Genomic DNA, 19,314 nt, shown 5'->3' on the forward strand with positions numbered 1-19,314 from the left:
GTGACGCTCAACCTTTTGCTGCAGCGGACAGCCTCGCCGCCTGCTGAGCTCAACCGTTTGGTCTCATCACATGCCACCTAACATCTTCTGGGCCTCCAATCACTACGAGCATCCACCGCTCACGGACGAAGCGATCCTATGGGCGCAGTCTCTCCTCGGCGTTCAGTTGCCACCAGAATTGGTTGCGCTTTTGCGCATACAAAACGGTGGCTACACCCAAGGATTTGCACATCCAATGCCTCGACCCACAACCTGGGCCAAGGATCACGTGCCTCTCGACGACCTCTCAGGAATACTGGAGTCTCAACACCCATCCCCGATGAACTTGGCGCTTACGCCCGAATTGACCATTGAGTGGGGGTTGCCACCAAACCAAGTCCTGTTGTCTGGCGACGGGCACTACTGGATCACGCTTGACTATCGCGGCGGTCCTGTTCCTTCGGTCGCTTGGATCGACGTGGAATGCGGAGAGGACTTTCAGATCGCGCCAACCTTCTCGGCTTTCCTTGAGGGTCTCGTCCCGGCGTCCCAGTACAGTGATGCCGAGTGTTCCCCAGCATCACCCCCACCCCCATGAAACCTCTGCCCTCTATTTGCCGCATGTCCGCCCATTGGCCGTGGGTGTTCAGCCTCTGCGTAGGCCTCGCTGGTTGCGGGCCTGACACGGTGGGTGCGGCAGCCACTGCCGCCAAGCTGCAGGCCGACAGCGCAGAGCGTGCCCAGGCGCAGGCGGCCAAACTCAAACAAGACCTTGAAGCCGCTGTCAAGGCGAGAGAAGCGTCAACTGCCGCGGCCGATCAGTAGCGCGGAAGAACGGTGAGCAGATGAGGGTTCGCATGCAACTTCGCGACGCCATCCGCCTTCTTGTCTGGGCCATGCTGTGTGCGCCAATTGCAATTGCAATCACAGTTCTAGTCTGGCCGTTTTGGGGCTGGTTCGAGTCGACCTCCGGGGTCGAGGCACTGGGTCATTCGGGGCCTGCATCCTGGTGCTACCTGACCACGTACGCGGTGCTGATCGGCCTGTTGCTGACCCTGCGCCGCCGCTCGGCACGGCGCGCCACCAGCTAGGCACTTGCGGTACCGTTTCACCGCTGCACATTGATACGGTGCCTTGCTGTTGTTCGAGTCACCCGGGACGAGGACGTCCTTTTTCTTCGGTAGGAACCCAAATTGACGATTTCTCCCGACTCAAGGGGCTGGTACTCGCTGGAGCGCAACATTGATGTCGCAATAGTTGAGCAGCTCGAGCAGATCGGCTCCATTGAGAAGCTATCGATAACAAGGATTCCGCTTGTCACGGTAAAGCTTGCGCACCGCATTTCGGATCTGCGAGTGCAGCACCTTTGGCTCTGGTCTGATGTCACTCGCAGGGCCATGAAAGAGATCATCCAAATGCCGGGCTTGCGCGTTCTGGATGTTCTTTGCATCAAAGGTCCCGGCAAGCTGGACCATTTTGGAAAAGCAACAACCCTGGAGACCTTCCGAGCAAATCACTACATGACTGAAGCGGATCTTCTGGAGGTCACACAGTCCAGCCGACTTGTAGAACTAGGCGCACAAGGTGCAGAGCTCTCGCACAAGTCCATGGCCGCAATCTTGGCGCTGCCCTGCCTGACTTCGCTGGACCTTGAATCCACACGATTCAATGACAGCATGGCAAAGAAGGTGAGCCGCTCACAGACCATTGATTCCCTGGATATTGGTGCAACGCACATCACTGGTGTGGGCTTAAGGCATCTTGCACAAATGAGGCAACTGAAGTCCATTGACCTGTGGGCAACCGACATCACAGAGCGTGACTTGCCGCTTCTGCAAGACATGCCCAACCTGGAGTACCTCTCTTTGGGCAACTACGATCACTGCCCACAGTTGGATGCGGAGAAGGTATGCAATGTCGTTCTTGAATTGCCCCGCCTCAAGAAATTGTGGCTGGACGGAATCCGCCTCAATGCCGCCCAGCAGAATGTTCTCGAAGAAAAACTCGAGTCTTTGCGGGTCACAACAAGCGGGTGACCCGATGAGAGTTCCCACTTTCCATCGAATCACGTGAGACGGGACAAGCCCATCCATCCGTTAGGTCGTACATGCCCTACATCGTGACGTTCACAAAGCCTTTGGGCGCATCAGGTCAAGAGCAATACATCAACGACTGCTGCATCGGCGGTGACATCGTTCTCGATCACCTGCTCCCGTCCCTGCGAGCAACATACGGAGACCTGCAGTCGAACCAAGAAGATTGGGGCTGGTTCGCATGGTTCGCGCGGAACGGCATCAAGCTGGCGATCGATGTGCATACGCATAACGCGTCTCTCGGCGAGTTTCAAATTCACCTGACGTCACGAAAGCACCGCTTTCTACTTGGAAGCAAGATTCAAAACACACCCGAACTGGAGGAACTCCGAGAACTGGTGATGTCAAGTTTGGAGAGATGGGACGTCACAGGCCTTGAAGTGGAGCTGGTGAACGAGAGGTACAGGTAGCCACTGCGTCCCTTGCACTTGGCCCCGTTTCTTTGAAGTGCAGCCGTTCCAAGAACCGCCATTTCCTTCGTCACCGCCCCAGTCTCAGGTTCCGTTGCGGGCGGTCTGGCTTCCACTTGAAGCACGCCCCCTCACATCCCCGGCGCCCCCAGCACCCCCGTGAACTCCTCCACCCCCGGCCGCGCCCGTTCCAGCGGCGCGCGCGTCGGCGTGCCCAGACTCACGAAGCAGATCGCGTGCTCCCCCGGCCCCAGGCCGAACAGTTCGCGCACGGCCCTGGATTTCAAACCCTTGCCCGAGGTCAGCGCCGAGCCGTAGCCGAGCGTGGTGGCCATCAGCAGCAGGTTCTGCACCGCGCAGCCGGCCGAAAGGGTGCGCTCCAGCACGTCCACTTCGGGGTCGCCGCGGTCGTCGTCCACCACCAGCAACAGCAGCTCGGGCGCTCGTTCGGCCTTCTCGCGCGCCTGCGCCTGCTGTTCGGCGGCGGCGTCGGGGTCGCGTTCGAGCAGGGCGCGGGCCAGCGCGTCGCCCAGCCGTTCGCGCTGATCCGCCGGAATGCGCACGAAGCGCCAGGGCAGCAGCTGGTTGTGGTCGGGTGCGGTAGCGGCGGCGGCCAGGCACTGGCGCAGCTGGTCTTCCGACGGGCCGGGCTCCACCAGGCGTTTGGGCAGCGTGGTGCGCCGCGTCCGCATCAGTTCCAGCAAAGGGATCATTCAAGCACCTGTCCGTCGTGCTCCACATATGGAAGGTAGGGGCCGGTGCCGCTGTGGTCGGATTCCGAGGCCGGCACGAAGGCGCCGCGCACTGCGTCGAACACGTGCACCTCGCCCTGTTCGATCACATAGTGCCAGCCGTGCAGCGTGAGGTGGCCGGCCTCGACGGCGCGGCGCACCATGGGGTAGTCCATCAGACGCATCAGCTGCAGCACCACGGCGCGCTGCTCGGTGCGGCACAGCGCCTCGGGGCTGGGCTGGACGGGCAGCAGGGCCTCGTCGGCCAGCTTGAGCCAGGCCTTGAGGGCCACCGCCTCTTCCGGTGCGCCTTCGTAGGCGGTGCGGATGGCGCCGCAGTGGCTGTGGCCGCAGACGATGATGCGCTCAACCTTCAGACTGAGCACCGCGAATTCGATGGCGGCCATCGTTCCATGCAAGCCGTGCGATTGGTCATACGGCGGCACGAAGGCGCCGACGTTGCGCACCAGGAACAGCTCGCCCGGCGCCGCACCGGTGAGCAGGTAGGGCACCAGGCGCGAGTCGCTGCAGCCGATGAACAGGGTCTTGGGGTGCTGGCCCTGCGCCACCAGGTCCTGGAAGCGCTGTTGGTGGCGCGGAAAGTAGTCCTCGTGGAAATCGCGCAGGCGCAGCAGGAGGTCGTCGGGCATGGCGGTCTCCGGCTCAGCGCCTCACTGCACCAGGGGCGAGTCCGCACCTTCGAGTTCGATGCCTTCCACCCTGGCCTGCCCCACCAGCAGCCGCATGTACTGGCGCAGCGCGGTGGCGCGCGACTGGTGCTGCAGGCGCTGGCGGATCGCGTCGGCCACTTCTTCGTAGGCGGGCAGCGTGCCCTTCTTGCGGCCCAGCACCTCGATGATGTGCAGGCCGAAGCGCGTGTGCACCAGGCGCGGGTGCACGCCCATGCCCCAGCGCGAGTCGCTCTGGAAGAACAGCTCGTTGGCCAGTTCGGGCGCGCAGTCTTCGGGCGTGACCCAGCCCAGGTTGCCGCCTTCGGCGCTGGACGGGCAGTTGGACAGCTCGGTCGCCAGCTGCTCGAAGCGGCCGGGCGGCACGTCCTTGCGGATCAGCTCCAGCAGGGCGGCTTCGGCGCGCTGGGTGAGCGCATGCACATTCACACCCGGCGTCACGGCGAACAGGATGTGCCGCACCTGCAGCGCCTGGCCGACGATGAAGTGGTTCTTGTGGGATTCGTAGTAGCGGCGGCACTCGTCGTCGGTCGGTTCCGGCGACGCGACTTCGTCGTCGGTCATGGCCTCGATCACGTGGCGCTCGGCTTCATTGAGCGTGGGCGCCACCAGGCCGCTGGCGCGCGGCAGCAGGTCCAGGTGCACCGCGCGCTGGCGCAGCAGTTCGGTGTAGGCGCGCTCGCGCAGGGTCTCGGCGTCCAGTGCCTCGCCCGGCTCGTGCAGGGCGATGCCGTTGATGCTGGCGGGCACGATCTGCATCTGGCCCGAGCAGGCGCAGTGCGCGCTGCCGCAGCCGACGGATTCGCGTTCGGTCATGGTCATTCCTTCGCACATGTTCAACGGCCCCGCTGGCTCAGCGGTTGCTGGGGCGTCATGCCGACGCGGCGGCTGCGCACCACCTGGTAGGGACGCACCACATAGGCCAGCGTGCCAAAGCCGCTCCACACGTGCACGAGGCGGGTGAACGGGAAGATCACGAAGATGCTCATGCCCAGGAACATGTGGGCCTTGAACACCCAGCTGGCATCGGCGATCAGCTCGGCCGCGCCACCGCGGAAGGTGACGATGCGCTGCGCCCATTCGGCCAGCTTCATCATCATGCCGCCGTCCAGGTGCTGGGCCGACAGCGGGATGGTCGCCAGGCCCAGCGCGAACTGCGCCCACAGCAGCCACAGCAGCACGATGTCGCTGGTCTTGCTGGTGGCGCGGATGCGCGCGTCCGACAGGCGCCGGTGCAGCAGGATGCTGACGCCCACGAAGCCGAACAGGCCGAACAGGCCGCCCGAAACCATGGCCATGAGCTGCTTGGCGCCCGCGGTCATGAAGGGCTCGTACACCGCGTGCGGCGTGAGCATGCCCACCGTGTGGCCGAAGAACAGGAACAGGATGCCGACGTGGAACAGGTTGCTGCCCCAGCGCAGCTGCCCTTTGCGCAGCAGTTGCGAGGAGTCGCTCTTCCAGCTGTACTGGTCGCGGTCGAAACGGATCAGGCTGCCCAGCAAAAAGATGGTGAGCGCGATGTACGGATAGATGCCGAAGACGAAGTGGTGGAAGCCGTTCATGCTGCGACTCCTTGAGAAGCGTTGGATTTCTGGCGGACGATGTGGATGGGCTGGGCCTGGTCGGGCCGGTTCTGGCCACGGGTGGCGCAGCCGTCGAAGGCCTCGGGTTCGGCCCAGGCTTCGTCGAGCGCTTCGTCGGCCTTGAAGGGCACGGCCTCGGCCTTCTGGCCGGCCAGCTCCAGCACGGCGGCCACGACCGCGGCGTAGGGGCTCTCGCGTTTGAGCAGAGCGCTGAAGATGGCGTTCAGGATGTGCGCCACTTCACCCAGAAAGGCCTTGGCCAGCGCGGGCGGCTGGGTGGAGGCGAACTCCAGCACCACGCCGAGGTGGTCGGGCAGCTCTTCGGGGCCGAGGTAGAGGCCGGCCTTCTCGTAGGTCTGCACCAGGTCGATCATGGCCGGGCCGCGGTCGCGCGAGTCGCCGTGCACATGCTCGAACAGGTGCAGCGAGGTGGCGCGGCCACGGTCGAAGGTCTCGACGTAGCGGGCCTCCACCTCCAGCGGGTCGCGGCGCACCAGGTCGGCGGCCAGCGCGCGCAGCTCGGCGCGGCGCGACGCCGGCACCGAGGCCTCTTCGTCGATGGCCGCGATCAGCGGCGCCAGGTCGGCGCGCAGCTGCGCATCGGGGTAGGCCAGCAGGCGCGCCAGCGCGCGCAGGGAATAGCGGGTGTTCTTCATGGCGTTTCCTTTCAGACCACCGACTGGATCGGGATGGTGCGGCGCTTGTCGCCGCCGAACAGGCTCGTCTCCGACGCGCCGTCCGAGCAGCCGTTGCCGAACGAGAAGCCGCAGCCGCCGCGCAGGTCGAAGGCGTTTTCGGCGTACTCGCGGTGCGAGCTGGGGATGACGAAGCGGTCTTCGTAGTTGGCAATCGCCATGATCTGGTACATCTCCTCGACCTCGGCGCGGCTCAGGCCGGTCTGCTCCAGCACCTTGAGGTTCTCCACGCCGTCCACGTGCTTTCCGCGCTGGTAGGCGCGCATGGCCAGCATGCGTTCGAGTGCGCGCACAACAGGCGCCGTGTCGCCCGCGGTCAGCAGGTTGGCCAGGTACTGCAGCGGAATGCGCATCTGGCTGAAGTCGGGCAGCTCGCCGTTGGCACCGATGTGGCCGGCGTTGGCGGCGGCGGAAATCGGCGAGAGCGGCGGCACGTACCAGACCATGGGCAGGGTGCGGTACTCGGGGTGCAGCGGCAGCGCGATCTTCCAGTCGATGGCCATCTTGTAGACCGGGCTCTTGCGCGCGCCTTCCATCCAGCTGTCGGGGATGCCGTCCTTGCGCGCCTGCTCGATCACGGCCGGGTCGTTGGGGTTGAGGAAGATGTCGAGCTGGGCCTGGTAGAGGTCCTTCTCGTCGGGCACGCTGGCGGCCTCGGCGATGCGGTCGGCGTCGTACAGCACCACACCCAGGTAGCGGATGCGGCCCACGCAGGTTTCACTGCACACGGTGGGCTGGCCGGCCTCGATGCGCGGGTAGCAGAAGATGCACTTCTCGGCCTTGCCGGTCTGCCAGTTGTAGTAGATCTTCTTGTAGGGGCAGCCGCTGACGCACATGCGCCAGCCGCGGCACTTGTCCTGGTCGATCAGCACGATGCCGTCGTCCTCGCGCTTGTAGATCGAGCCGCTGGGGCACGAGGCCACGCACGCCGGGTTGAGGCAGTGCTCGCACAGGCGCGGCAGGTACATCATGAAGGTGTTCTCGAACTGGCCGACCATGTCCTTCTGGACCTGGTCGAAGTTCGCGAGGTTGGCGTCCGCGCTGCGCTTGCTGAACTCGCCGCCCAGGATCTCTTCCCAGTTCGGACCCCACTCGATCTTCTCCATGCGCTGGCCGGTGATCAGGCTGCGCGGCCGTGCGGTGGGCGCGGCCTTCACTTCGGGCGCCGACTGCAGGTGGTCGTAGTCGAAGGTGAAGGGCTCGTAGTAGTCGTCGATCTGCGGCAGGTTGGGGTTGCTGAAAATCTTCATCAGCAACGACCACTTGCCCCCCTGCTTGGGGACGATGGAGCCGTCGGCTTTGCGGACCCAGCCACCGTTCCACTTGTCCTGGTTCTCCCACTCCTTGGGGTAACCGATGCCGGGCTTGGTTTCGACGTTGTTGAACCAGGCGTATTCGACGCCGGGGCGACTGGTCCAGACGTTCTTGCAGGTGACCGAACAGGTGTGGCACCCGATGCACTTGTCCAGGTTCAGCACCATCGCGATTTGGGCACGTACTTTCATCTTTGTTCTCCTGTGCTGATCAAGCCTGGACCGTGTCGTTGCCTTCGCCGTCGAGCCAGTCGATCTTGCGCATCTTGCGCACGATGACGAACTCGTCGCGGTTGGTGCCGATGGTTCCGTAGTAGTTGAAGCCGTAGCTGAACTGCGCGTAGCCGCCGATCATGTGGGTCGGCTTGGTCACGATGCGGGTGACCGAGTTGTGGATGCCGCCGCGGGTGTTGGTGATCTCGGCACCGGGGGTGTTGATGATCTTTTCCTGCGCGTGGTACATGAGCACCATGCCCGGGTTCACGCGCTGGCTGACCACCGCACGCGCCGCGATGGCGCCGTTGGTGTTGAACAGCTCGACCCAGTCGTTGTCGGCGATGCCGGCGCTCTTGGCGTCGTCCTCGCTGAGCCAGATCACCGGGCCGCCGCGGTTGAGCGTGAGCATGTGCAGGTTGTCGCTGTACGTGCTGTGGATGCCCCACTTCTGGTGCGGCGTGATGAAGTTGAGGCTGATCTCCTTGTTGCCGTTGGGACGGCGGTGAATCATCTCGTCCACCGTCTTCAGGTCGACCGGCGGGCGGTAGCTGGAGAGGCCTTCACCGAAGGCGAGCATCCAGGGGTGGTCCAGGTAGAACTGCTGGCGGCCGGTGAGGGTGCGCCATGGGATCAGCTCGTGCACGTTGGTGTAGCCGGCGTTGTACGAGACCTTTTCCGATTCGAGGCCGGACCAGGTGGGCGAGCTGATGATCTTGCGCGGCTGGGCCTGGATGTCGCGGAAGCGGATCTTCTCGTCCTCGCGGTGCAGGGCCAGGTGGGTGTGGTCGCGGCCAGTGATCTTGCTCAGAGCCTCCCAGGCCTTCACAGCCACGTGGCCGTTGGTCTCCGGCGCGAGTTGCAGCACCACCTCGCAGGCGTCGATGTCGCTGTCGATCTTCGCCAGGCCCTTGGCCACGCCTTCGGTGTGCACGGTGCCGTTGAGTTCCTTGAGCTGGCCGACTTCGGTCTGCGTGTTCCAGCCGATGCCCTTGCCGCCGTTGCCGGCCTTGTCCATCAGCGGGCCCAGTGCGGTGAAGCGGGCGTAGGTGTTGGGGTAGTCGCGCTCGACCACCGAGATGCTCGGGGCGGTGACGCCCGGGATCAGGTCGCACTCGCCCTTCTTCCACTCGGCCACGCCAAACGGCTGGGCCAGTTCGGCGGGCGTGTCGTGCATCAGCGGCGTGAGCATCAGCTCCTTCTCCACACCCAGGTGGCCGACGCAGACCTCGCTGAAGGCCTTGGCGAAACCCTTGTAGATCTCCCAGTCGCTCTTGCTCTGCCAGGCCGGGTCCACCGCGGTGGACAGCGGGTGGATGAAGGGGTGCATGTCGCTGGTGTTGAGGTCGTTCTTCTCGTACCAGGTGGCGGTGGGCAGCACGATGTCCGAATACAGGCAGGTCGTGCTCATGCGGAAGTCCAGCGTGACCACCAGGTCCAGCTTACCTTCGGGCGCCTGGTCGTGCCAGGTGACTTCGGTGGGCTTGGCGTCGTCGGCGCCCAGGTCCTTGCCCTGCACGCCGTGCGTGGTGCCCAGCAGGTGCTTGAGGAAGTACTCGTGGCCCTTGCCGCTGGAACCCAGGATGTTGGAGCGCCAAACGAACAGGTTGCGCGGCCAGTTGGCGGGGTGGTCCGGGTCCTCGCAGCTCATCTTCAGCGAGCCGTCCTTGAGCGCCTTGACCGCGTAGTCCTTGGGGTCCATGCCGGCGGCCGTGGCGTCCTTGATCACCTGCATCGGGTTGGTCTGCAGCTGTGGCGCGCTGGGCAGCCAGCCCATGCGCTCGGCACGCACGTTGTAGTCGATCAGGCTGCCGCCGAACTTCGATTTGTCGGCCAGCGGCGAGAGGATTTCTTCCACGCCCAGCTTCTCGTAGCGCCACTGGTCGGTGTGGGCGTAGAAGAAGCTGGTGCTGTTCATCTGGCGCGGCGGGCGCACCCAGTCCAGCGCGAAGGCCAGTGCGGTCCAGCCGGTCTGGGGCCGCAGTTTTTCCTGGCCCACGTAGTGCGCCCAGCCGCCGCCGCTCTGGCCGATGCATCCGCACATCATCAGCATGTTGATGATGCCGCGGTAGTTCATGTCGCTGTGGTACCAGTGGTTCATGGCCGCGCCGATGATGACCATGGACTTGCCCTTGGTCTTGTCGGCGTTGTCGGCGAACTGGCGCGCCACGGCGATCACCTGGTCGCGCTTGACGCCGGTGATCTTCTCCTGCCAGGCGGGCGTGTAGGGCGTGTCCTGGTCGTAGCTGGTGGCGCCGGTGTCGCCCGGCAGGCCACGGTTGACGCCGTAGTTGGCGACCGTCAGGTCGAACACGGTGGCGACCAGGGCGTAGCGCTCTTCACCGGCCTTGCCGAGCTTGATGCGGCGCACCGGCACCTGGCGCACCAGCACGTCGTCGGTGGCGCTGGCCTGCTTGTTGGCCGTGAAGTTGGGGGTGTCGATGCCGCCGAAGTACGGGAAGGCCACTTCGCCCACCTCGTATTCGCTGCCCTCGCCTTCCATCAGGCTGAGCTTGAGTTTGACCTGTTCGTCGCTGCGGGCTTCCTTGTCTTCCAGGTTCCACTTGCCCGCATCGGTGCGGCCTTCGGCGCCCCAGCGGAAGCCGATGGAGCCGTTGGGCAGCACGACCTTGTCGTCCTGGTCGATGGCGACGGTTTTCCACTCGGGGTTGTTGGCCTGGCCGAGCTTGCCGTTGAAGTCGCTGGCGCGCAGGTAGCGGCCGGGCACCACCACCTTGCGACCGTCGGGCAGGGTGCGCTCTTCGAGCTGCACCAGATTCGGCATGTCGGTGTAGCGGCGCACGTAGTCGTCGAAGTACGACGAGCGCTTGTCGAAATAGAACTCCTTGAGGATCACGTGGCCCATGGCCATGGCAATCGCCGCATCCGTGCCCTGCTTGGGGTGCATCCACAGGTCGCAGAGCTTGCTGATCTCGGCGTAGTCGGGCGTGATCGCCACTGTCTTCGCACCCTTGTAGCGGACCTCGGTGAAGAAGTGCGCGTCGGGCGTGCGGGTCTGGGGCACGTTGGAGCCCCAGGCAATGATGTAGGTGGAGTTGTACCAGTCGGCCGATTCGGGCACGTCGGTCTGTTCGCCCCAGACCTGCGGGCTGGCCGGCGGCAGGTCGCAGTACCAGTCGTAGAAGCTCATGCACACACCGCCGATCAGCGACAGGTAGCGCGAGCCGGCGGCGTAGCTGACCATGGACATGGCCGGTATCGGCGAGAAGCCGATCACGCGGTCCGGGCCGTACTTCTTGGCGGTGTAGACGTTGGCGGCGGCCACCAGCTGGTTCACTTCGTCCCAGGTGCTGCGCACCATGCCACCCAGGCCGCGCTGCTGCTGCCACTGGCGGCGTGAGTCGGCGTTCTCGACGATGGCGGCCCAGGCGTCCACCGGGCTTTTGGCCACGGCCAGCGCGGCGCGCCAGTGGGCCAGCAGCTTGCCGCGCACCATGGGGTACTTCACGCGGTTGGCGCTGTACAGGTACCAGCTGTAGGACGCGCCCCGGGCGCAGCCGCGTGGCTCGTGGTTGGGCAGGTCGGCGCGGGTGCGCGGGTAGTCGGTCTGCTGGGTTTCCCAGGTGACGATGCCGCCCTTCACATAGATCTTCCAGCTGCAGGAGCCGGTGCAGTTCACGCCGTGGGTGGAGCGAACGATCTTGTCGTGCGCCCAGCGGTCGCGGTAGGCGTCTTCCCAGGTGCGGTCTTCGCCGGTGGTGATGCCGTGCGAGCCGGAGAAGCTTTCAGTGGGGGCCGAGAAGTGGCTCAGGCGGTCGAGGAAGTGACTCATCGTGGGGGTCTCCGAAAAAGGCGGGGCTGGGGGCGCTTATGGGTTCTTGATTTCCGCGCCCTTGCGCAGGTAGAACCACCAGTTCAGCACCAGGCACAGGGCGTAGAAGACGGCGAAGCCGTAGAAGGCGAGCTGCGGGGTGCCGGCCTTGATGTACTGGCCGATCAGCACCGGGGCGATGAAGGCGCCGTAGGCAGCCACGGCCGAGGTCCAGCCCAGCACGGGACCGGCCTGGGCGCGGTCGAAGATCACGCCGATGGTGCGGAAGGTGGAGCCGTTGCCGATGCCGCTGGCGAAGAACAGCACCATGAACAGGCCCAGGAACATCGGGAAGTACTGCTCGGGCGTGGCCGAGCCGTAGGCCTGCATCATCACGTAGCCCACGGCCACGGCAGCGGCGGCCATGACCGCGGTGATCACCTGGGTCACGATGGAGCCGCCGATCTTGTCGCTGATCCAGCCGCCGATGGGGCGCACGGCGGCGCCGACGAAGGGGCCGATCCAGGCGTAGGTCAGGGCCGAAGGGGCGTTGGGGTTCTTCAGCGTGTGCTGCATGACGCCGGCGGCGTCGGGGATGTGCTGGAAGCCGAAGATCACGGTGATGGCCAGCGGCAGCGCCATCGAGAAGCCGATGAAGGAGCCGAAGGTGACGATGTAGAGCGCGGTGAGCGACCAGGTGTGCTTGTTGCCGAAGATGGCGAACTGCTTCTTCACGCCTTCCTTCATCTCGCCGAAGGCGGCCAGGCGCATGACGGCCAGCGCCATCACGATGTCCAGCGGGATCGCGACCCACATGCTCAGCACCCCCAGGCCGGTGGGCTTGGGCAGGTAGAGCCAGAGCATGAACACCGTGGGCACGAAGGCCAGGGTGTAGAGGTAGGTGATCTTGGCGAACGCGGTGAGTGCGTTGCCGGTGTTGGGCGAGACCGTCTTGAGGTTGTTCATGCCGAACCAGCACAGCGCACCCAGCGGCACCAGCGAGAACACCCAGGCGAAGCCGGCGTTTTGGATCCAGGTCGGGGTGCCGGCGGCGATCTTGCCGAGGATCCAGCCGCTGTCCTTCACCAGCGTCATGGGTTCACCGCCGAAGGCGCCCAGCAGCGGCAGGGTCATGACCAGCGGAATCACGATCTGCATCGTGGTCACGCCGAAGTTGCCCAGGCCGGCGTTCAGGCCCAGCGCCGTGCCCTGCAGGCGCTTGGGGAAGAAGGTGCTGATGTTGGACATCGAGCTGGCGAAGTTGCCGCCGCCCACGCCCGACCACAGGGCCATCAGCTGGAAGGACCACAGCGGCCACTCGGGGTGCTGCAGCACGATGCCGGTGCCGATGGCCGGGGCCAGCAGCATCGAGGTGGTCAGGAAGATGGTGTTGCGGCCACCGGCCAGGCGGATCAGGAAGGACGCCGGGATGCGCATGGTGGCGCCGGAGATGCCCGCGATGGCGGTCAGCGTGAACAGCTCGGCCTGGGTGAAGGGGAAACCCAGGTTGAGCATCTGCACGGTGATGATCCCCCACATGCCCCAGACCGCGAAGCCGCACAGCAGCGCGGGGATCGAGATCCAGAGGTTGCGGTAGGCGATCTTGCTGCCGGTGGTGGCCCAGAAGCGCTCGTCTTCTGGACGCCAGTCCTGCACGTCCGCGCCCGAGGACGCGCCGGGAGAGGCGATGGAGTTGGTGTGGGTGTTCATGGGGAGGACCCGAAGTGGTCAGTTCTGCAGGGAGAAGGACTTGGCGTTGGCGCCCATGACCTCGGTCTGGCGGACCTCGGTCCAGTACATCCAGATCAGCGAGACCCAGACCACGCCGTACATCAGCATGAAAGCGCTGGAGCGGATGCCGGTGAGGTCCATCAGCACGCCGAACAGGATCGGCAGTACGAAGCCGCCGAGGCCGCCGGCCAGGCCGACGATGCCGCTGATGGCGCCGATGTTCTTGGGGTAGTCGTCGCTGATGTACTTGAAGACGCTGGCCTTGCCGAAGGCGAACGCCACGCCCAGGATCGCCATCAGCGTGGTGAAGGTGTAGACGTTCAGGCCGATGTGGAAGGTGGACGGGCCGTTGACGGTCTGCACGGTGAAGTCGGTCTGCGGGTAGCTCAGCAGGAACAGGCAGATCCAGCTCACCCACAGCACCCACCAGGTGACCTTGTGCGCGCCGTACTTGTCGGACAGCACACCACCGATGGCGCGCAGCACGCCGCCGGGCAGCGAGAAGCAGGCGGCCAGCAGCGCGGCCACGCGGATGTCCAGGCCGTATTCGCCCACGTAGTACTGCACCATCCACAGCGCCAGCGCCACGTAGCCGCCGAACACGATGCTGTAGTACTGGCAGTACTTGAGCACCTTGGGGTCCTTCAGCGCCTGCAGCTGGTCGCTGAACTTCACGTTGCTGGGCACCAGGTGGGCCGGGTCGCTGTGGCTGAACAGCCAGAACAGCACCACGGTGCCGAGCATGATGGCCGCGTACACCTGCGGCACCATGGTCCAGCCGAATGCCACCAGCAGCACCGGTGCGACGAACTTGTTCACCGCCGAGCCCGAGTTGCCGGCGCCGTACACGCCCATGGCCATGCCCTGGCGGCTCTTGGGGAACCAGCGCGCGACATAGGGTGTGCCGACCGAGAAGGAACCACCGGCCAGACCCACGAACAGGCCGATGACCAGGAAGTGCCAGTACGCGGTGGCGTAGCTCATCAGGTAGATGGCCGGCACGGTGATCGCCATCAGGATCGCCATGACGATGCGGCCGCCGTAGCGGTCGGTCCAGATGCCCAGGGGCACCCGGATCAGCGAGCCGGTGAGCACCGGCATCGCGGTCAGCAGACCGAATTCGGTCGCGTTCAGGTTCAGCATCTTCTTGATCGGGATACCGATCACGCCGAACATCATCCAGACCATGAAGCAGACCGTGAACGCCAGCGTGCTGACGATCAGGACCGACCAGGCCTTTCTTTCATTTCTCAGCTCTGAAGCCATGTTTTCTCTCCGAAAGACATGGCATGAATGTCCCTGTTCGGGGCAAGGCTGAACATCCGCCAGAGGCACACGCGGCCACGGCAGAAGGACGACGCTCCCACGCGGGACCATCGTCCGGAAGAACTACTCCCTCTGGTTTCTCAGGCGGGTTTGCGCCAGATCAAACCGGGAGACGACCCGGGTCGGGCATACCGTGGTGCACACAAGATGTTTCACCTCTGTGACTCAGGAGATCGCCACATGACACCCCGTCGAAGCATGAAGGTCCTCGCCGCCGTGGGCGTGGTGTTCGGTGCGCTCACCGTGTTCAGCGGCTGGCAGGGCCTGTTCGGCCCGGCGGCCACCCGCGCCGCCCTGGGTCACACAGTGGGCTTCGTGCTGTGGTTCAACTTCCTGGCCGGCTTTGCCTATGTGGCGGCCGGGCTGGGCCTGTGGCGCGGTGATCGCTGGGGCCTGCTGCTGGCCACTGCGCTGGCGCTGGGCACGGGCTTGGTGGCCGCCGCCTTTGGCGTGCACGTGCTGGCAGGCGGCGCCTTCGAGATGCGCACGGTGGGGGCGCTGGCGCTGCGCCTGGGCTTCTGGTGCCTGGTCGCTGCCGTGGGTTGGCGCAGCACCCGGTAAGGCGCCCCCGTCAGGCCAGGCCCTGGCTGGTGGCGAACACCGCGGCCTGCACGCGCGAACTCAGCCCCAGCTTGCGCAGGATGTGCTGCACATGGATCTTCACCGTGGTCTCGGCGATGTCCAGCTCGCGCGCGATCAGCTTGTTGCTGTCCCCGCGGGCGATCAGCAGCAGGATCTCGCGCTCGCGCGGCGACAGCAGGTCGGCGCCGGACGCGGCCTCGCGCGGCACCTCCAGCGGCACCGGCGCGCTGACCGGAGCGGCCACGGGTGCCGAGAGGGGCGCGGCCGACGGCCGCGAGCGGAACACCGCCACCAGCTTGGTCATCATCTCGGGGCTGATGACCGACTCCCCGTCCATCACCTTGACGATGGTCTCGCACAGCTGGTCGGACTCCACCGTCTTGAGCAGGTAACCGTCGGCCCCGGCCTGCAGCGCGGCGGCCAGGTCGTTCTCGTTCTCGCTCACGGTGAGCATGAGCACGCGCGCCTCGGGCGCGGCCTCCTTGAGCGCGGGAATCGCGTCCACCCCGCGCACGCCGGGCAGGTGGTTGTCCAGCAGGATCACGTCGGGCTGCCCGCGCTGCAGGCAGCGCAGGGCCTCGCCCACGTCGCCGGCCTCGGCGGTGACGGTGAAGCGGTCGTCCTGCTCCAGCAGGGCCTTCAGGCCGCGGCGGAACAGGGTGTGGTCGTCGACCAGCAGCAGCGCGATGGAGGGGGTCATGGGGTGTTCAGAACGGATTCGGAGAAGTCCAGGCCCGCCGTGCCCACGCCGATGGCGGTCACCGGGTTGGCGGGCAGGGTGAGCGTGACGGTGGTGCCCTGGCCGCTGCGGGACTCGATGTGCACCGAGGCGCCGATGCGGGCGGCGCGCTCGCGCATGATCTTGGTGCCGACGTGGGTTTCGCCGTGCCGTTGCGCGGTGTCGAAGCCGCTGCCGTTGTCGCGCACCACGAAGCGCCACTGCGGCCCTTTGTGCACGTCCAGGCTGACGTGGCTGGCGCCGGCGTGCTTGCGCACGTTGGACAGCGCCTCCTGCACCACGTGCAGCACCTGCACCTGCACATCCGCCGGCAGCGGCAAGCCGTCGCCGTCCAGCTGCAGGCGCGTGGGCAGGCCGGTCTGGTGCTGGAACTTCTGCAGCGTCTCCTGCAGCGCGGCCTGGATGTCGCCGGTGTTGGTGCGGGTGCGGAAGTGCACCAGCAGCTCGCGCACGTCGTTGATGCTTTCCTTCAGGCCCGCATCCAGCTCGTCCAGGGTGGACTGCACCTTCTCGGGCTGCTGCTTCTGCACCGCGCCGCGCAGCAGCCCGGCCTGGATCTTGAGGAAGGCCAGCGACTGGGCGATGGAGTCGTGCAGCTCGCGCGCCAGCAGCGCCCGCTCCTCGCCCACCGCCGCCTCGCGCTCCAGCGCCGCCGCACGCAGGCCTTCCAGCGCGCTGGCCAGGTGGCTGGCGAGCGCGTCGAGCAGCTCGGTTTCGTCGGCGTTGAGCTGCACCTCGCTGCGGAAGAACAGGTCGATCTCGCCGATCAGGCGCTGCTGCAGGCGCACCGGCACGCTGACCAGGCTCTGGTAACCCACCTTCGCACAGTGCCGCATCGGCGCGGCCTCGTGGCTGTGGATGGGGATGACCCGCGTGCGCGCATCGGGCTTGAGGCTGCCGCAGGCGCAGGCCCCGGCGATCAGGCTGCGCTCTTCGGCCTGCATTTCCTGCGGGAAGCAGTCGGACGCCAGCATCAGGTAGCGCTGGTTGGCCTCGTCGGACCAGCGCACCGCCACCGCATCGGCCTTCATGACCGTGCGCACGCGCTGCGAAAAGCCCTTGGACAGCTCTTCGATGGTGTTGGCCTTGGCCAGGAAGGCGCTGACCTCGTACAGCGCCTCCAGCCGCGCGCGCTGCGCCTCGATGCGCTGGGTCTTGGCCTGCACCTTGGCCTCCAGCCCCTGATAGAGGGACTGCAGCGTGGCCGCCATGCGGTTGAAGCCGGCCGCCACCTGGCCGAACTCGTCCTGCGTGTCCACGTCGATGCGGGCGCCGAACTGCCCGCTCTCGACCTGCGCCAGTCCGCGGCGCAGGTGGGCCAGCGGGTTGATCACATAGAGGTAGCCGGTGTAGAGCATCACCACCGCACCGGCGATGGCCAGCGCCATCATGGCGAACTGGAACAGGTTGAGCAGCGCGGTGAAGCCGGCAAGCTGGTGCTCGATGGACAGCACCAGGCGGTCGATGGCCATGACGAACTCGTCGGCCGAGCGCAGCAGCACCGGGTCGTCCGGCCGCAGCGGCGAGGTCCAGAGGGCGCGCTGGACCTGCCAGAGCCGCTCCACCGCAGCGAACTCGCGCGCCACGTCCGGGTCCCAGGGCACGAACAGCGGACGGGCCGGATCGCCCTCGCGCAACACGCCCAGGCTCTGGTCGAACTGCTGCACCAGCACCTGCACCTCGGCCGCCGGCCGCTGGGCCTGCACCGCGCTGGTCAGGCGCCAGGTCTGCATGCGCATGCGCCCGGCCTCGTTGACCGCGGCTGCGCCGCCCTCCAGCTGCCAGGTGACCCACAACGTGAGTCCGATGGACGCGAGCGCGAGCACCAGCAGCGCCGCCCCGATGCGGATCAGTTTGGTGGAGAGGGAAGCGTTGGGGCGCATGGCTCGGCACTGTACCCGTTCGATCAGCGGGATCAACAGGGTCTTTGCATGGCCGAAAATAAGATTCATGTAATATGCATCTTTCGAATCGCACAGGCCATCCCCATGAGCGTCCCCCACCCACCGACCCCTGGGCCCGCCGGCGGCTCGCTCTACGAGAGCCGCATCAAGATCTACCCGCGCTCGGTCACCGGCGTGTTCTCGCGCTGGCGCTGGGTCATGGTGTGGGTGACGCAGCTGTTCTTCTACGGCATGCCCTGGCTGGAGTGGAACGGGCGCCAGGCCCTGCTGTTCGACCTGGAGCAGCGCCGCTTCTATGTGCTGGGCCTGGTGCTGCAGCCGCAGGACTTCATCTACCTGGCGGCCCTGCTGGTGATCAGCGCGCTGGCGCTGTTCTTCTTCACCGCCATCGCCGGGCGCCTGTGGTGCGGCTACAGCTGCCCTCAGACGGTCTACACCGAGATGTTCCTGTGGATCGAGCGCAAGACCGAGGGCGACCGCTCGGCCCGCATGCGCCTGGATGCCCAGCCCTGGTCGCTGCACAAGCTCTCGCGCAAGGGTGCCAAGCAGGCCGGCTGGATCGGGCTGGCGCTGCTCACCGGATTCACCTTCGTCGGCTTCTTCCACCCCATCCGCGAACTGGCCCCGGCGCTGCTGAACCCGGTGCAGTCGCCCTGGCTGTGCTTCTGGGTGCTGTTCTACGCCGCGGCCACCTACGGCAACGCCGGCTACCTGCGCGATCAGATGTGCAAGTACATGTGCCCCTACGCCCGCTTCCAGAGCGCGCTGATCGACATGGACTCGCTGGTCATCGCCTACGACAGTGCGCGCGGCGAACGCCGCGGCCCGCGCTCGCGCAGGATCGAGGAGCGCCCCGCCGGCCTGGGCGACTGCGTGGACTGCACCCTGTGCGTGCAGGTCTGCCCCACCGGCATCGACATCCGCAACGGACTGCAGAACGAGTGCATCGCCTGCGCCGCCTGCATCGACGTCTGCGACGACGTGATGGACAAGATGGGCTATCCCCAGGGCCTGATCCGCTACACCACCGGCAACGCGGTGGCCCAGGGCTGGAGTGCGCGCCAGATGCTGCGCCGGGTCTGGCGCCCGCGCGTGCTGATCTACGGCACCCTGCTCGCCGGCCTCACCGGTGCCTGGCTCTGGAGCCTGGGGCACCGCAGCGACGTCGATGCCGTGCTGATCAAGGACCGCGGGGCACTGGCGCGCATGGTCGACCGCGGCGCGATCGAGAACACCTACCGGCTGCAGGTGACCAACAGCCAGGAAACGGCGCGCCGCTTCCGCGTCGCAGTGAACGGTGTGCCCGGCCTGCGCATCGACTCGGCCACCACGCTCTCGGTGGAGGCGGCGGGCAGCGCCTCGGTGCCGCTGCGCCTGGTGCTGCCGGCCGAAGCGGCCCAGCCGCAGGCCGGCCAGACGCTGCACGCCACGGTGTCGGTGGTCCCTGAGGACGCGGGGGACGGGGACGAACGGGCGGTACGCATCGACGCCGCCTTCATCGTCCCGCGTTGACGCAGCCGCCAGCCTCGTTCTTCCGGAAGCCCGGACTCGTCC

General features: G+C 66.1%; 15 protein-coding genes and 1 pseudogene. 6 read left to right on the plus strand and 10 right to left on the minus strand.

Annotated features, from left to right (window positions below):
• Positions 1 to 70 precede the first annotated feature (70 nt).
• From HFL01S_RS25990 to HFL01S_RS19905, 4 genes are all read left to right on the plus strand, one after another.
• Complete coding sequence (locus HFL01S_RS25990) at positions 71 to 577, plus strand: SMI1/KNR4 family protein (protein WP_084383518.1); 507 nt, start codon at positions 71 to 73, stop codon at positions 575 to 577.
• 259 nt (positions 578 to 836) lie between these two features.
• Positions 837 to 1,070 carry a hypothetical protein gene (locus tag HFL01S_RS19895; RefSeq protein WP_066261803.1) on the plus strand — a complete coding sequence of 78 codons (234 nt, stop codon included), beginning with the start codon at positions 837 to 839 and terminating at the stop codon, positions 1,068 to 1,070.
• 102 nt (positions 1,071 to 1,172) lie between these two features.
• Positions 1,173 to 2,015, plus strand: a complete 843-nt coding sequence (locus HFL01S_RS19900) for a leucine-rich repeat domain-containing protein (RefSeq protein WP_066261805.1) — start codon at positions 1,173 to 1,175, stop codon at positions 2,013 to 2,015.
• Between the two features lie 71 nt (positions 2,016 to 2,086).
• The gene (locus HFL01S_RS19905; protein WP_066261807.1) at positions 2,087 to 2,482 is read left to right on the plus strand and encodes a hypothetical protein; all 396 of its coding nucleotides are present in this window, start codon (positions 2,087 to 2,089) and stop codon (positions 2,480 to 2,482) included.
• 131 nt (positions 2,483 to 2,613) lie between these two features.
• Here HFL01S_RS19905 and HFL01S_RS19910 read toward each other — a convergent pair whose 3' ends face one another.
• The 8 genes and pseudogenes from HFL01S_RS19910 to HFL01S_RS25995 form a co-directional block, all read right to left on the minus strand.
• On the minus strand, positions 2,614 to 3,195 hold the full coding sequence (locus tag HFL01S_RS19910) for a nitroreductase family protein (protein ID WP_066261809.1): 582 nt from the start codon (positions 3,193 to 3,195) through the stop codon (positions 2,614 to 2,616).
• Positions 3,192 to 3,863: a carbonic anhydrase gene (locus tag HFL01S_RS19915; protein ID WP_066261812.1), complete on the minus strand. Its 672-nt coding sequence runs from the start codon at positions 3,861 to 3,863 to the stop codon at positions 3,192 to 3,194. Before HFL01S_RS19915 ends, HFL01S_RS19910 begins: the two co-directional genes overlap by 4 nt.
• Before the next feature lie 21 nt (positions 3,864 to 3,884).
• The gene (locus tag HFL01S_RS19920; RefSeq protein WP_245644873.1) at positions 3,885 to 4,718 is read right to left on the minus strand and encodes a peptidylprolyl isomerase; all 834 of its coding nucleotides are present in this window, start codon (positions 4,716 to 4,718) and stop codon (positions 3,885 to 3,887) included.
• Positions 4,719 to 4,738: 20 nt separating this feature from the next.
• The gene (gene narI / locus HFL01S_RS19925) at positions 4,739 to 5,464 is read right to left on the minus strand and encodes a respiratory nitrate reductase subunit gamma (protein WP_066261815.1); all 726 of its coding nucleotides are present in this window, start codon (positions 5,462 to 5,464) and stop codon (positions 4,739 to 4,741) included.
• A complete protein-coding gene (narJ, locus tag HFL01S_RS19930) occupies positions 5,461 to 6,141 on the minus strand; it encodes a nitrate reductase molybdenum cofactor assembly chaperone (RefSeq protein WP_066261816.1) in 681 nt (226 codons plus the stop codon). Before narJ ends, narI begins: the two co-directional genes overlap by 4 nt.
• Before the next feature lie 11 nt (positions 6,142 to 6,152).
• Positions 6,153 to 7,685: a nitrate reductase subunit beta gene (gene narH, locus HFL01S_RS19935; RefSeq protein WP_066261823.1), complete on the minus strand. Its 1,533-nt coding sequence runs from the start codon at positions 7,683 to 7,685 to the stop codon at positions 6,153 to 6,155.
• 19 nt (positions 7,686 to 7,704) lie between these two features.
• Positions 7,705 to 11,499, minus strand: a complete 3,795-nt coding sequence (locus HFL01S_RS19940) for a nitrate reductase subunit alpha (protein WP_066261824.1) — start codon at positions 11,497 to 11,499, stop codon at positions 7,705 to 7,707.
• Positions 11,500 to 11,535: 36 nt separating this feature from the next.
• A pseudogene (locus HFL01S_RS25995) lies at positions 11,536 to 14,586 on the minus strand (nitrate/nitrite transporter).
• Positions 14,587 to 14,715: 129 nt separating this feature from the next.
• Between HFL01S_RS25995 and HFL01S_RS19955 the strand changes: the two are divergent.
• Positions 14,716 to 15,096: a hypothetical protein gene (locus tag HFL01S_RS19955; RefSeq protein WP_066261831.1), complete on the plus strand. Its 381-nt coding sequence runs from the start codon at positions 14,716 to 14,718 to the stop codon at positions 15,094 to 15,096.
• Between the two features lie 10 nt (positions 15,097 to 15,106).
• Here HFL01S_RS19955 and HFL01S_RS19960 read toward each other — a convergent pair whose 3' ends face one another.
• Both HFL01S_RS19960 and HFL01S_RS19965 read right to left on the minus strand, forming a co-directional pair.
• Positions 15,107 to 15,817 carry a response regulator gene (locus tag HFL01S_RS19960; protein WP_066261833.1) on the minus strand — a complete coding sequence of 237 codons (711 nt, stop codon included), beginning with the start codon at positions 15,815 to 15,817 and terminating at the stop codon, positions 15,107 to 15,109.
• Positions 15,814 to 17,808: a type IV pili methyl-accepting chemotaxis transducer N-terminal domain-containing protein gene (locus HFL01S_RS19965; RefSeq protein ID WP_369407750.1), complete on the minus strand. Its 1,995-nt coding sequence runs from the start codon at positions 17,806 to 17,808 to the stop codon at positions 15,814 to 15,816. The genes HFL01S_RS19960 and HFL01S_RS19965 overlap by 4 nt, the downstream gene beginning before the upstream one ends.
• Positions 17,809 to 17,844: 36 nt before the next feature.
• Between HFL01S_RS19965 and ccoG the strand changes: the two genes are divergently transcribed.
• The gene (gene ccoG / locus HFL01S_RS19970; protein WP_066261835.1) at positions 17,845 to 19,272 is read left to right on the plus strand and encodes a cytochrome c oxidase accessory protein CcoG; all 1,428 of its coding nucleotides are present in this window, start codon (positions 17,845 to 17,847) and stop codon (positions 19,270 to 19,272) included.
• Positions 19,273 to 19,314 lie beyond the last annotated feature (42 nt).

The organism is Hydrogenophaga flava NBRC 102514, from assembly GCF_001571145.1.
Taxonomy (GTDB): domain Bacteria; phylum Pseudomonadota; class Gammaproteobacteria; order Burkholderiales; family Burkholderiaceae_C; genus Hydrogenophaga; species Hydrogenophaga flava.

Bases quoted from the DNA above. Each gene is read 5' to 3' on its own strand.
- HFL01S_RS19905 (WP_066261807.1), top strand. From the start codon at position 2,087: ATGCCCTACATCGTGACGTTCACAAAGCCTTTGGGCGCATCAGGTCAA.
- HFL01S_RS19915 (WP_066261812.1), bottom strand. From the start codon at position 3,863: ATGCCCGACGACCTCCTGCTGCGCCTGCGCGATTTCCACGAGGACTAC.
- narH (WP_066261823.1), bottom strand. From the start codon at position 7,685: ATGAAAGTACGTGCCCAAATCGCGATGGTGCTGAACCTGGACAAGTGC.
- HFL01S_RS19920 (WP_245644873.1), bottom strand. From the start codon at position 4,718: ATGACCGAACGCGAATCCGTCGGCTGCGGCAGCGCGCACTGCGCCTGC.
- ccoG (WP_066261835.1), top strand. From the start codon at position 17,845: ATGAGCGTCCCCCACCCACCGACCCCTGGGCCCGCCGGCGGCTCGCTC.
- HFL01S_RS19960 (WP_066261833.1), bottom strand. From the start codon at position 15,817: ATGACCCCCTCCATCGCGCTGCTGCTGGTCGACGACCACACCCTGTTC.
- HFL01S_RS19895 (WP_066261803.1), top strand. From the start codon at position 837: ATGCAACTTCGCGACGCCATCCGCCTTCTTGTCTGGGCCATGCTGTGT.
- HFL01S_RS19910 (WP_066261809.1), bottom strand. From the start codon at position 3,195: ATGATCCCTTTGCTGGAACTGATGCGGACGCGGCGCACCACGCTGCCC.
- HFL01S_RS19940 (WP_066261824.1), bottom strand. From the start codon at position 11,499: ATGAGTCACTTCCTCGACCGCCTGAGCCACTTCTCGGCCCCCACTGAA.
- HFL01S_RS19965 (WP_369407750.1), bottom strand. From the start codon at position 17,808: ATGAATCTTATTTTCGGCCATGCAAAGACCCTGTTGATCCCGCTGATC.
- HFL01S_RS25990 (WP_084383518.1), top strand. From the start codon at position 71: ATGCCACCTAACATCTTCTGGGCCTCCAATCACTACGAGCATCCACCG.
- narI (WP_066261815.1), bottom strand. From the start codon at position 5,464: ATGAACGGCTTCCACCACTTCGTCTTCGGCATCTATCCGTACATCGCG.
- narJ (WP_066261816.1), bottom strand. From the start codon at position 6,141: ATGAAGAACACCCGCTATTCCCTGCGCGCGCTGGCGCGCCTGCTGGCC.
- HFL01S_RS19955 (WP_066261831.1), top strand. From the start codon at position 14,716: ATGACACCCCGTCGAAGCATGAAGGTCCTCGCCGCCGTGGGCGTGGTG.